Here is a 12,496-nt window from a genome sequence, read left to right as displayed (position 1 = left end):
GCACCCGGCATGCACGTGTTCCGGGGGCGGGCAGGGACGATCGAAGCGGATCGCGACGTGAGCCGGCACCTCCTCTCGGTCGCCGGCGACGGCGACCCCGCAGTCCGGGTCTGGGTCCCACACCGACAGATGGCCTTCGGCCGCCGAGACGCGCGCCGCGACGGGTACGACCGCGCCCGGAAAGCCGCCCGGGAGCACGGGTTCCCGCCCGTCGAACGGAGCGTGGGCGGCCGGGCCGTCGCCTACGACGGCGAGACGACCATCGCGTTCGCCCGCGCCGAACCGATCGACGATTTCCGGGAAGGGACCGACGAGCGATACGACCGCCTCACCGGCGCACTCGAACGCGCGCTCGACGGGTTCGACCTCGAGATCGATCGCGGCGAACCCGAGGACGCGTTCTGTCCGGGTACCCACTCGCTGTCGGCGGTCGACGCGCAGGGTCGACGGCGGAAAGTCGTCGGGATCGCCCAGCGGGTCCGGCGCGGGGCCGCCCTCGTCGCCGGCATCCTGCTCGTGGCCAACCGGGAGGAACTCGCGCGCGCCCTCGCGGACGTCTACGATGCGCTCGGGGTTCCGCTGACCCCGGCGACCGTCGGGAGCGTGCGGGCCGCGGGCGGCCCGAATGATCCGGCGCGGATCCGGAACGCAGTCGAAACCGCCCTCGTCGGGGACGATCACGGCTCGATCGTCGTCGAGGACGTCGGCGAGTACGCGGACGACGATCGGTGACCGGCGAATCCGGACCCAGGTCCGTCGGACCCGTCCGGCGGCCGTCGGTGAACACTGTTTTTCCGTCGGGTCCCGTTCGATGGCGTATGCACACCCGACCGGACGCGAGGCGGTCTCGATGAGCGACGAGAAGCGCGAGCCAACGTCTGCGCCGGAGTGGGACGAACTGGTGGCGGACGCGTCGGCGATCGCCGACGAGTACCGGGAGAACGGCTGGGACGCCGTCGTCCTCGACCCCGAGACCGTCGACCCGGTCGCGGACGACGACCGACCCGGAATGCACGTCACGGTGTCGCCGGACGAGTACGATCTCGTCGAGTCCCTCGTCGACAGCGACGACGGCCGCTTCGGGTCGGCGAACGTCTACTACCTGCCGGCCGAGGGTGCCGATCGGCGGTTCGCGATCGCGGTCGAGCGCGACGAGACGAACGAGACGGCGGTCATCGTCCCGCTGACCTATTCGATTTCGGCGGCGCGATCGGTCCTCGAGCGGGCGCTGTCCGAGGAGGAACTGCTGGTTCACGTCCGCCCGGAATCGGCCGCGGAGCGCCTCGTCTTCTCCCACGAGGATCCGTCCCTGTTCCTCGAGGAGTCGGACGTTCGCGCGTGGAGCGAGGAGTAATCGAACCGGCCTGCAGACCGCGCGACCGCCGCCGACGCGACGGCCGCCCGCCCATTCGTCGGTCCGAGACACGTGGGAAATATATACTATCCGGAATAGACACCTCTCGTGCTGGTGACGTCCCGGTCGGGTCACCGACCACGGACCTCTCGACGGGAAACAGGGGGCACGGAACCGGCGACGGCGCAGATCGCCATCGGCGCGGACGCCGCTACTCGGTCTCTTGCTCGCGAAGGTCCTCGCTCGCCTCGCGAACCTCCCGCATCACCGACGAGATCCGTTCTTCGGCCTCGAGTTCCTCTTCGACGGAGAGGTCCACGCCCTCGACCTCCAGCAGGAACTTCGCGACCTCGGTCGACTCGTACATCACGTCGTCGAGTTCCTCCGCGGTGAAGAAGTCACACATCGCCCCGTAGAGGAAGGTCGCACCCGCCTTCCTGACTTTCTCCTCGAACGAGGAGCGGGCCTGGTTGACCGCCTGCGGCGTATAGGTATCCGTCATGAACGGCACGAGTTCCGGCAGGTTCTCACCGATCTTCGTCATCTCGACGCCGGTTTCGGTGCGAAAGTCCGAACAGAGGCGCGCGATCGCCCACTCGCGGGCGGTGATGTAGGTCCGATCGCGCAGGAACTCGTTGACCCGATCGTACTGGGCCCCGTCCATCTTTTTGAACCGGGCGTACTTTCGGACGTCCTCGGGGATGTCTGACTCCTCGGGGTCGGGATCCGGCACACCAGGCATCGACCCCTCGGCGTCGACGGCTTCGTCGTCGACCGACGCGGCCGTCGTTTCGCCGCCGTTCGCGGCCGCGTCTTCGCTCTCGTCCGGGGAAGGAGACGTCCCGGCCTGATCCGTCGCTGCCCGGTCCGTCGCGTCCGGTCGTCCATCGATCGAGTCGCGTCCCGGGTCGTCGGCGTCTCCATCCCGATCGTCTCCGTCGCCGTCCTGATCCGCCGCGTCCCGATCGATCTCCGCCCGTCGGTCGTCGGCCGACCGATCGGGGTGCTCGTCTCCGTCCATGAACTGGCATTGCCAAACGGACGGCAAAAGGGTTCCCCTCGGTCGGTGCCGGGATCGCCGGGCGGCGAGCGGACGTGGCGTCGCCTCGTTACAGGTCGAATCGGGTCTCCTCCTCCCAGGTCGTCTGGTCGAGGACGACCGCTTCGTCCTCGCCGAAGACGTAGAGGTAGTCGCCGACGTACATCGCGCGCGTGCCGCGGCCGCCGACGTCGACGCGGGCGACCTCCTCGAGGTCGCCGCCCTCGTAGCCGAAGACGTAGCTGTGCTCGCTCCCCGGAACGAAGAACGCGCCGCGGGCCTCGTCCTGCAGGAAGGCGGTGTGGGTCCGGCTGACGTCGCTGTAGCGCTCGTCGTCGAGGATCACCGAGTCGCGCTCGATCGGGTCGTCGCGATCGCTCACGTCGAATAGCGAGAGCTTCGGCTTGCGATCCTCCTGACCGACGCCGAGCACGAGCTCCTCCTCGAGCGGGTGGAGGTACTCGGAGAAGCCCGGCAGTTTGAGTTCGCCCTCGACGATCGGATCGGTCGGGTCCGAGAGATCGAGCGTGTAGAACGGGTCGATCTCGCGGAAGGTGACGACGTAGCCCTCGTCGCCCTCGAAGCGCACGGAGTAGACCCGCTCGTCGACGCCGAGTCCCGTCACGGATCCGACCGTCTCGAGGTCCGAGTCGAGGACGTAGACGTCGTTCTCGGAGTCGACGCCGTGGCTCCGGGGGATCGTCGTCGCGATGCGAACGTGGTCGTCGTGTTCGTCCAGCGAGAACTGGTTCAGCGGGTAGCCGGGCACCTCGCCGTTCCCGTCGGCCGTCAGGTCGCCGTCGATGTCGATCCTGACGATCCCGGTCCGGGTGAGGTCCCGTTGATTGTCCTCGACGTACGCCGCCAGGCCCTCGTCGAACGCCCGCTGGGCCTCCCTGCGGTCCGCGTCGTCCATCCCACCGTACCGGTCGTCGAGGATCTCGCGGAGCTCGACCGTCTTCGCTCGCTCGGAGATGTCGAGGCCGTCGAGCGTCCGCACCCGATCGCGGACGGACTCGTCGACCACCTCGCTCCCGTTCTCGCTCAGGAGGTACGATCGCAGCAGGTCGTACTCCGAGGTCGATCGCGTGTACGAGAGGTAGATCGCCTCCTCGGAGACGTACGTCGCCGAGTGGGACTGCGAACCGATCACGCTCTCCTCGCTGTCGACGTCCCCCGTCTCGGGGTCGACGCGCATGGCGGTGTAGACGACGTCCGCGTCCGCCGGCGCGTCGGGTCGGACGACGTCGGTGCACTCGATCGCCCGATCGCCGTAGGGTTCGATCGGGCACGGGTCGCTCCCGGGCCGATCGACGAGGACGAGATAGAGGTCGCCGTCGTAGAGGCGGGCGGTATCGATCCTGGCCTCGAGGTCCTCTCGCCACTGCTCTTCGGGGTCGGCGGGGTCGCTCACGTCGTAGCCGGCGACCTGGTCGTTGCCGAGCACGACGAGCGTGTCGTTCGCGAGCAACAGCGTGCCGGAGAGCGGAATCGAGCCGATCCGTTCCGGGTTCGCCGGTTCGCTCACGTCGACGATGGACGTCTCGTCCCACCGCTGGGTGTAGCGAACGTCGGAATAGTAAACCGATTCGCCGTCGGTCTTCAGTACGTCCGGTTCGTCGAGCGCGGCCTCCTGGACGTTCGTCTCGGAGTGGCGCGGTTCGCCGCCGGTTCCGCCGCCAGCGTCGCCGCCGGTCTCCGCCCCGTCAGCCCCGTTTGCCCCTTCCGCGGCGTCCATCTCCGCCTCATCCGCCGCCTCCTCCTCGAACGCCGCGTCGTCACCGCCGGTTCGAGCGACGGTCGGTTCGCCCGGCCGGACGAGTCCCGATCGATCGTCGTCGAAGTAGTCGGCGAACGCCTCGTCGGACTCGAAGGTCGACAGGGTCGCCGCGGACGACTCGCCGAGCGGCGATCCCGACCGATCGTCGGGCCTGGCCGCGTTGGCGCTGGTGTCGTCGAACACGCCCGTGAGGCCGACGCCGATAGCCGACCCGACGAGCAACGCCGCGAGGGCGACCGCGATCAGTGTCGTTCGATCACGCATGGTCTGCAAAACGTATCACTGTAATAAGGAGACACCGCAAGGTAAAACGCCGATTTCAGCCTCGAGATGATCGTGAACCGCCTCGGGGTCAAGTGGTTCGAGAATCGAAGATTCTCATCATCACGAGAGAGCTTCGCTCTCTCGAACGACCCCGAGGCTTCCCGTTTCGATGACGCGACTTACAGGAACCGACGGAGGGCGGTCTTCGTCGGTTTCCACAGCGGTCGCAGTCTCCACGCGCGTAACTTCGGCCTGTCCCAGACCTAACTCCTGAAGACCGCGAGAAAGAACGTTGTACGACGCATTTGCGTCCCTGTCCACCTCGAACCCACAACTTGGGCAACTGTGTCCTCGCACCCACAACGGCTTCTCCGTCTCGACACCACACTCGGCGCACTCCTTGGTCGTCCCCGCAGGGTTCACTTGGATGATGTGAGTCCCGTACAGGTCGCCCTTGTACTCCAGCATCTCGATGAACCCGCGCCACGCGGCGTCCTGCTTGTTCCGCGCATTCCCCTCGGACTGAAGCATCCCCGCGACGTTCAAGTCCTCCACGAACACGGCGTCATACGTCCTGACGAGCCACGTCGTGAGTTTGTGCTGGAAGTCTTCGACCTTCCGCTTGATTCTGCGCTTGACTTTGGCAACCTTGCGTCGTTGTTTCTCCCAGTTGTTGCTACCGTGTTCCTTTCGGGAGAGACTGCGTTGCTCGCGGCGCAGTCGTTCGTATTCGTCGGAGAGGTCGAGTCAGTCCACGCTGTCGCCATCTGATGTGTAGATGTAGTTGGTGATGCCGAGGTCGATGCCAACGCAATCCTCAGCATCCAAGTCATCCACGTCGGTTTTCTCGGAGAGCGCGTTATCCTCGACTTCGAGACCGAACGTGACGTACCACTCACCCGTCGTCTCCTTCTTCAGTGATTACCGGTGTGTTGTACTTAATGGTTGGTGGCACGGAGTGTCGGCTTCATCCACGGGGTCAAGCCCCGTGGCATTCGCCTCGACAGCCTGTAAACCGCCAGCCCGCTCCAGGGAGTTGTACCGGATTTAAGTTAATGAAGGACATTCGGTACTGTATGTCACAGACACCTGTCGTTGTCGAGGCAGTGCGAACCCCACAGGGGAAAGAAGACGGCGTCTTCGCAGACCTCCGGAGCGAGGACCTGTCGGTGCCGCTGATCGACGAAATCCTCGCCGAGACGGGGCTCACCGGCGAGGACGTCGACGACCTGATGTGGGGCTGTGCCCAGCAGCGCGGCGAACAGGGCAACAACATGGCCCGGGTCATCGCCCTCCTCTCCGAACTCGGCGAGGACGTCCCCGCGACGACGATCAACCGCTGGTGTGCCTCGTCCATGCAGTCGGTCATCTCCGCCTCCGACGCGATCGCCGCGGGCAACCGCGACGCGATCATCGCGGGCGGCGTCGAGTCGATGAGCCGCGTCCCGATGGGCGAGAACACCCCGAACGTCCACCCCAAGATGGCCGAACTCTACAACATGGGCGAACTCCAGATGGGGATGACCGCCGAGAAGGTCGCCGAGGAGTACGGCGTCAGCCGCGAGGAACAGGACGAGTACGCCGCCCGGAGCCAGCAACGCGCCGCCGAGGCGACCGAAGAAGGCCGCTTCGACGACGAGATCGTCCCGATCGAGACCGAGGACGGCACCGTCACCGAGGACGAGGGCATCCGTCCCGGCACCACTGCCGAGAAACTCGCGGAACTGCCGACCGTCTTCAAGTCCGACGGCACGGTCACGCCCGGTAACGCCTCACAGATCTCCGACGGGGCCTCCGCCCTGCTCGTCACGAGCGAGTCCTTCGCCGAGGAGCACGACCTCGAGATCATGGCCGAGATCGGCAAGAACAACGTCGCCGGCGTCGACCCGACCGTCATGGGGATCGGGCCGGTGCCCGCCACGCGCGGCCTGCTCGAGCGCAACGGTCGCGACATCGACGACTACGATCTGGTCGAACTCAACGAGGCGTTCGCCAGCCAGTCGCTCTACTCCCGCGACGAACTCGGCATCGACCCCGAGATCTTCAACGTCAACGGCGGCGCGATCGCGATCGGCCACCCGCTCGGCGCTTCCGGCGCGCGACTGCCGGTTACGCTGATCAACGAACTCCAGAAGCGCGGCGGCGGTCTCGGCCTCGCGACGCTCTGTGTCGGCTTCGGCCAGGGAGCGGCGATCGAGTTCGACGTCAACTGAGACGATCGGTCTCGGCGGGAACGGTGACGGTCGGTTCCCGACGGGGCGGCCGCGTCGATCGCATTGCCCGCAGTTTAGTAGCCTCGAGCCGTAGGACGGGTATGAGCACGCTCCTGCTGGCGGCGATCGTCGGCGTTCCGCTGGCCTGGCACCTCGGGCTCACCGCGGTCACCTACTACGACGCCGATCGGGTCGGCCTCGAACCCCGCGAGAAGTGGACGGCGATCACGTTCTGCATCCCGATCTTCGGCTTCTTCATCTATCTCTTCGAACGGAGCGAACTGTCCTACGATCCCGAAAGCGACCCGTACCGGGGGAACAACTTCAACATCCACCCCTCGCGGGCCGACGACGCGCCCCTGCCGTCCCGGGGGGACGATCGGCTCTCGCCGGACGACGACCCGGCAGACGAGTCCGATCGGCGCGATTGATACGGTCTCCTGGCAAACAGTTCCGGCGCACCCGCACGACCGGTCGCGGGTGCGCCGGGGCACAGCGGCAGCAAACCGTATGACTGGAACGATCGGGACGCCTCCCGTTCGTCCCAGATGAGTACCGTTTTCAGCGGCGCGACGAAGGGCCAGCATGGACCGGGAACGCGCCTGGACGGCGGCAATCTTCCTGTTCATTTTCGGGGACGCGATCGCGATGCAGGCCCGGGGACCGATCCTCGCCAGCCTCGAGGACAGCTTCGGCGTCTCCGAAGCCGCGCTCGGACTGGTCGCTCCCGCGGGGACGGCTGGCTTCGTCGTGGCCGCGATCGTGACGGGGATTCTCGCAGGTCGGCTCCGGATCCGGCGGGCCCTACTTCTCGGCGTCGTCGGCGTTTGTGGCGCACTCGTATTGATGGCGGGCGCGCCGCTGTACGTCCTCTTTTTGTTGGGCCTCCTCGCGCAGGGCGGTGCCGCGGGGATCTTTCGCGGCCTCGATCGGGTCGTGTTGAGCCACCTGTACACCGCTCGCCGCGGTCGCGTCTTTACCGTCTACGCGCTGGTGTGGGCGGTCGGTGCCGTCCTCGGTCCGCAACTCGTCAGTGCCGTCCTCGCGGTCGCCGACTGGCGGGGCGTCTTCGTCGTCATCGCCCTCTGTTTCGTCCCGACCGCGATCGTCGCAGCCCGCGTCGACCTCCCCTCGATGTCGGCCGAACGATCGCTCTCGACGGCCGCCCTCCGCGACCTGCTCCGGCAACCGGCCGTCGTCGGCGCCTGCACCGGAATGCTACTCGTGGGGTCCGTCGAGGGGATTCTCTTCACGTGGCTCGCGTACTACGCGACCGGGTTCTACGGGACGACGACGGCCAACCTCTTGCTGTCGGCCTATCTCCTGGCCTACGTTCCCGCTCGCGCCAGCTACACGATCGTCGTCGGACGCGTCCCGTACCTCGCGCTGTTGTTCGTCGCGACGGTCCCCGCGATCCCGGCGCTCGCGCTCGCGTTCTCCGGGATCACCGGCCCCATCCTGTTCCTCGCCGTGTTCGTCGCCGGCGCGGGCCTCTCCAGCGGGTTCCCGACGCTGTCGGCGTACGCCGTCGAAGCCGCCCCGGAGTACACCGGACCGCTCAACGCCCTGACGACCGGCGCGACCTACGCCGGGATCGCGATCGCACCGACCGTCGTGGGCGTCCTCGCGGAACTGTACGGCATCGATCGGGCGCTGTGGCTCGCGGTCGTCGTCGCGGGAGCGCTCCCGGTGACGATCGGTGCGACGTGGCTGTGGACCGGAACGCCGAACGCGCCGACGACCGGGGTGGCCGCGGACTGAACCGCAGTAGGCCCCCGAATCGAGCAGCGCTTTCGACACGAATCAAATCCGCACGGATCACGTGAATATACAGTCATCCGAACGGTACTGGAGGCGTTCGATGACCGACGAAGCGATACGCCGACGGCTCGACGTCATCATTGCGTTGTTGCTCTGCGTCCTCGCCGTCCTGCTCTGGCCGGTCCTGTCGAGGGTACTCGTGGTCGGCGTCGAACGGGATTCCGATCGTGGGCCAGTTTCGTCCTCAGACCCCGGCCGCCGACGTACGTCTCGAGGACGTCGTCGATCGGTTCCGTCGAAGCGGTTCGGTCGCCGACGTCGATCGAACACAGCGGTCCTCGCACGTGTTCCATATGCCAGTACGTGGCAGGGCCGACCGCAAATCGGTACCGGTTCGTCGAACGGCGGTTTCCGGTAGAAGACACCCCCATTCGACACCCGCGCCCGTCACGATGCCAGATCCGTCCGCACGGGATCCTACGGATCGACTGGGTTGTTAGGGTCAAAAGCGAACATCTCTCGAGCCGAACGGGCGGGCATGAGAGAGTGGGCCGATACCGACTGCCCCGTCTGTGACGCGCCGTTGCGGGTCGGGATGCCACAGGGAGCGAGCGTTTTCGGGATCACTACCGGTCCGGATCCGGCACTCGAAGCCGAGATCGACGCCGAAGCGCGGCGGCGACGGCTGACGGCTTGCTGTCCCGACGGCCACCTCGCCCACGTCTACTACGGGTTTTGATCGAGGTCGGTGAACGGATTCGATCTACCGCGGAACCGATCGCGGATGACCGACAGGGGCGATCGGCGGCGACCGGCGGAGCGGGATCGCGATCGACGGGGATCGGCCGCCCGTTCGAGGATCAATACTTAATGGGACGGGGACGGACCTACGGACAGATGTTGGGCCACGACACCGCCCTCGACGTCTATCGGCAGGCGTTGCCGGTCATCCTCGTCAGCCTCGTGGCGGGTCTGTTCGCCGGCACGCTGCTCGGTACCGAGACGATGCGCGAGGGGATCGAGAGCGTCCCCGGAATCTTGCTCCTGTTGCCCGCCTTCCTCGCGACCCGCGGCGGCGTCTACGGGTCGCTCGGAGCCCGCCTCTCGAGCGGTCTCCACCAGGGGGTGATCGACCCGCACTTCGAGTGGAACGGCCGCCTCAGGAACGCGATCGTGGCCTCGTTCCTGAACGGGATGATCGTCTCCGTCTTCATCGCCGTCCTCGCGTGGGGCGTCCTGCTCGCGCTGGGGCGGAACGGGAACCTGCTCGAACTCGTCGTCGTCCTGGTCGTCGCGGCCCTGCTGAGTGCGTTCGCGATGCTCGGGGTGTTGCTCACCGTGATCTTCAAGGGCTACCGGCGCGGCCTCGACCCGGACAACGTTATCGGCCCGGTCGTGACGACCGTCGGCGACGTCTTCGGCGTCGCGTTCTTGCTGATCGGCATCGCCGTCGCGGGGGCGGTGCTGTGAGCGCCGGCGGCGACATCCTCCACGGCGAAGACCTGGACGACCCGGTCGGCGACTGGACCGTCGGCAACATCGTCACGACGCTCGTCCCGCTGCTGGCCGCCCTCTCGGTCCTGCAGATGATCTCGGGAACCGTCCTCGAAAGTTTCGAGGCGGCGTTGCTCTCGAACCCCGCACTGCTGGTCCTCGTGCCGGTGATGATCGGGACCGCCGGCAACCTCGGCTCGATCATGTGCGCGCGGCTCTCGACCCAACTCCACCTCGGGACCCTCGAGTTCTCGCCCGACAACCCCGCCATCCGGGCGAACGTCGGTGCGGTCATGGGGCTGGCCGCGACGGTGTTCGTCCTGCTCGGAGTCGCCTCGTGGGCGATCGGCCGCGCCCTGGGCGGGACGCTCGGTCTCGGGACGCTCCTGCTCGTCACGCTCGTCAGCGGCATGCTGCTCGCCGTCTGGGTCGTCGCCGTCAGCTCCGTCGCCGTCTACGTCTCCTATCGGCTCGGCTACGATCCCGACGACACCACGATCCCGGTCGTCACCAACGTCTGTGACATCAGCGGCGTGCTCATCCTCTTTACCGTGGTCTGGCTCGTGGTGTGACCGGTCTCGATCGCGAACGGAACCGATCGACGCGGCCGGCCGGATCAGGCCGTCTGCTTCGTCCGCGTTTCCTCCTCGCCGTAGATGTCCGCGATCCGGTCCTCGAACCGGTCCAGGATGACCCGGCGCTTCTTCTTCATCGTCGGCGTCAGCATGTCGTTGTCCTCGGTGAACTCCACGGGGACGAGGCGGAACTCCTTGATCGTCTCGTGGGCCTCGAACTGCTCGTTGACCTCGGCGACGGCCGCCTCGACGCGATCGCGCACCCAGTCGTGCTCGCAGGCGGCTTCCGGGTCGTCCGGCAGGTCGATCCCCTCTTCGTCGGCGAGTCGGCGGAGCGGCTCGAAGTTGGGGACGATGAGCGCGCCGACGAACTTCTCGCCGTTGCCCACCACCAGACACTGCTCGACGACGTCGCTGGCCGCGAAGGCGTCCTCGATCGGGGCCGGCGCGACGTTCTTCCCCGTCGAGAGGACGACGAGCTGTTTCGATCGCTCGTGGAAGACCATGTAGCCGTCGGGGCGGATGCTGACGATGTCGCCCGTGCGGAACCATCCCTCGTCCGTGAACGCCTCGTCCGTCGCCCGCGGCTTCTCCCAGTATCCCTCGAACACGTTCGGCCCCCTCACCAGGAGTTCGCCGGTCTCGCCGAGCGTGTCGATCGTCTCCCCCTCGGGGATCACGGTCTGGTCGACCGTGACCTCGCAATCGACGACCGGCGGGCCGATCGTGCCGATCTTCGCGTTCTCGGGCGGGTTCGTCGAGACGACGGGGGCGGTCTCGGTGAGCCCGTACCCCTCGAAGATGGGGAGTCCCATCCCGTGATAGAGGGTACAGAGGTCCGCAGAGAGCGTGCCGCCGCCGCTGACGAGGAACTCGACGTTCCCGCCGAGCGCCTCCTTGACCTGGCTGAAGACGAGTTTGTCGGCGATCGTCCGCTTGAGTTCGAGGATCGCCCCCGGGTTGTCGGCCCGGTGGTAGTCGTGGCCGACGCCGGTCGCCCACTCGAAGATGCGCTCCTTGAGCGGCGACTCGCTGGCCTGTTCGCGGATGGCGTCGTAGATCTTCTCGTAGACCCGCGGGACGCTGGTCGCCCCCGTCGGGCGGACGAGGCTGAAGTCCTCCTGGAGCGTGTCGACGCTCTCCGCGTAGGCGACGGTGCTCCCGGCGGCGAACATCATGAAGTGCCCGCAGGTCCGCTCGAAGACGTGGGCCAGCGGCAGGTACGAGACGAGTCGACTCTCCGAATCGATCGCCGGCACGTCGTCGGGCTTGTCGTCCCGCGGGCCGTACCGCCGGTAGATCTGGTTGACGTTCGTCCGGAAGTTCCGGTGTGTGAGTTTCACGCCCTTCGGCTGACCGGTCGTCCCGCTGGTGTAGATGATACTCGCGAGGTCGTCGACGTCGACCGCGTCGAGCCACTCGTCGTACGTCTCCGGATCGTACGCCGCGACACCCTGCTCGTACACCTCCGCCAGCGTGTAGACCCCCTCTCGATCGGCGTATTCGTCGCCGAGATCGTCTATCGAGACGATAAACTCGAGATCGAGGTCGTCCTCGACCTCGAGCACGCGCTCGAGGATCTCCTCGTTCTCGACGACGACGCCGCTCGCGCCCGGATCGTCGAGCAGGTACCGCGCCTGATCCGGTGAGGAACTCTCGTAGACGGTCGTGACGACCGCACCCGCCGAGAGCAAGGCGAAGTCCGTCTGGGCCCACTCCAGCCGGGTATCCGAAAAGATGCCGACCCGATCGCCCGTGTCGATCCCGAGCGATCGAAAGCCCGCCGCCAGCGAGCGCACGATCTCGCCCATCTCCTCGTAAGTCAGGCTCGCGTACTCCCCGGTCGGTGCCGGATAGAATGCCGTCCCCGCGAGACTCCGATCGTAGACGCCGCCCTTGTACTGCTGGGCGGTGCCCGTCGCGTTTCGCTCGACGGTCGCGTCGAACAGCCGCCCAATCGGTTCCATCCCCAGCACCTCGCTCGAAAAGTCCCGTTCCGCGTGCTGCCGTTCCATG

Annotated in this window: 11 protein-coding genes and 1 pseudogene; 8 read left to right on the top strand and 4 right to left on the bottom strand. The window is 66.9% G+C overall.

The genetic code is table 11. From position 1 onward, the window contains the following. Positions 1 to 9: 9 nt before the first annotated feature. Complete coding sequence (locus AC6I6X_RS08950; protein WP_497930170.1) at positions 10 to 732, top strand: lipoate--protein ligase family protein; 723 nt, start codon at positions 10 to 12, stop codon at positions 730 to 732. Between the two features lie 118 nt (positions 733 to 850). After that, positions 851 to 1,354, top strand: a complete 504-nt coding sequence (locus AC6I6X_RS08945; protein WP_497930499.1) for a DUF7529 family protein — start codon at positions 851 to 853, stop codon at positions 1,352 to 1,354. Positions 1,355 to 1,565: 211 nt separating this feature from the next. On the opposite strand, the gene AC6I6X_RS08940 is transcribed toward AC6I6X_RS08945, so the two are convergent. The 3 genes and pseudogenes from AC6I6X_RS08940 to AC6I6X_RS08930 all read right to left on the bottom strand — a co-directional run. Beyond that, positions 1,566 to 2,375: a DUF5806 family protein gene (locus tag AC6I6X_RS08940; RefSeq protein WP_497930169.1), complete on the bottom strand. Its 810-nt coding sequence runs from the start codon at positions 2,373 to 2,375 to the stop codon at positions 1,566 to 1,568. Positions 2,376 to 2,463: 88 nt separating this feature from the next. Then, positions 2,464 to 4,437, bottom strand: a complete 1,974-nt coding sequence (locus AC6I6X_RS08935; RefSeq protein WP_497930168.1) for a beta-propeller domain-containing protein — start codon at positions 4,435 to 4,437, stop codon at positions 2,464 to 2,466. Positions 4,438 to 4,557: 120 nt separating this feature from the next. Continuing rightward, positions 4,558 to 5,358: pseudogene (locus tag AC6I6X_RS08930) on the bottom strand (RNA-guided endonuclease InsQ/TnpB family protein); the annotation flags it as partial. Between the two features lie 155 nt (positions 5,359 to 5,513). Between AC6I6X_RS08930 and AC6I6X_RS08925 the strand changes: the two are divergent. The 6 genes from AC6I6X_RS08925 to AC6I6X_RS08900 all read left to right on the top strand — a co-directional run bounded on the left by AC6I6X_RS08925 (position 5,514) and on the right by AC6I6X_RS08900 (position 10,477). Next, positions 5,514 to 6,650, top strand: coding sequence for a thiolase family protein (locus AC6I6X_RS08925; RefSeq protein WP_497930167.1), 1,137 nt, complete (start codon positions 5,514 to 5,516; stop codon positions 6,648 to 6,650). Between the two features lie 101 nt (positions 6,651 to 6,751). Beyond that, the gene (locus tag AC6I6X_RS08920; protein ID WP_497930166.1) at positions 6,752 to 7,081 is read left to right on the top strand and encodes a hypothetical protein; all 330 of its coding nucleotides are present in this window, start codon (positions 6,752 to 6,754) and stop codon (positions 7,079 to 7,081) included. Positions 7,082 to 7,235: 154 nt separating this feature from the next. Then, positions 7,236 to 8,411 carry an MFS transporter gene (locus AC6I6X_RS08915; protein ID WP_497930165.1) on the top strand — a complete coding sequence of 392 codons (1,176 nt, stop codon included), beginning with the start codon at positions 7,236 to 7,238 and terminating at the stop codon, positions 8,409 to 8,411. A gap of 538 nt (positions 8,412 to 8,949) precedes the next feature. Then, positions 8,950 to 9,150, top strand: a complete 201-nt coding sequence (locus tag AC6I6X_RS08910; RefSeq protein ID WP_497930164.1) for a hypothetical protein — start codon at positions 8,950 to 8,952, stop codon at positions 9,148 to 9,150. Positions 9,151 to 9,308: 158 nt separating this feature from the next. After that, positions 9,309 to 9,881 (top strand): magnesium transporter, encoded by a 573-nt coding sequence (locus tag AC6I6X_RS08905; protein ID WP_497930163.1) that lies wholly within the window; start codon positions 9,309 to 9,311, stop codon positions 9,879 to 9,881. Next, positions 9,878 to 10,477: a magnesium transporter gene (locus tag AC6I6X_RS08900; protein WP_497930162.1), complete on the top strand. Its 600-nt coding sequence runs from the start codon at positions 9,878 to 9,880 to the stop codon at positions 10,475 to 10,477. The genes AC6I6X_RS08905 and AC6I6X_RS08900 overlap by 4 nt, the downstream gene beginning before the upstream one ends. Before the next feature lie 44 nt (positions 10,478 to 10,521). Here AC6I6X_RS08900 and AC6I6X_RS08895 read toward each other — a convergent pair whose 3' ends face one another. Then, positions 10,522 to 12,495 (bottom strand): AMP-dependent synthetase/ligase, encoded by a 1,974-nt coding sequence (locus AC6I6X_RS08895; protein WP_497930161.1) that lies wholly within the window; start codon positions 12,493 to 12,495, stop codon positions 10,522 to 10,524. Between the last annotated feature and the right edge of the window lies 1 nt (position 12,496).

This window comes from Halosolutus sp. YCN4 (genome assembly GCF_059736495.1).
This window is presented reverse-complemented; position numbering and strand designations above follow the sequence as displayed.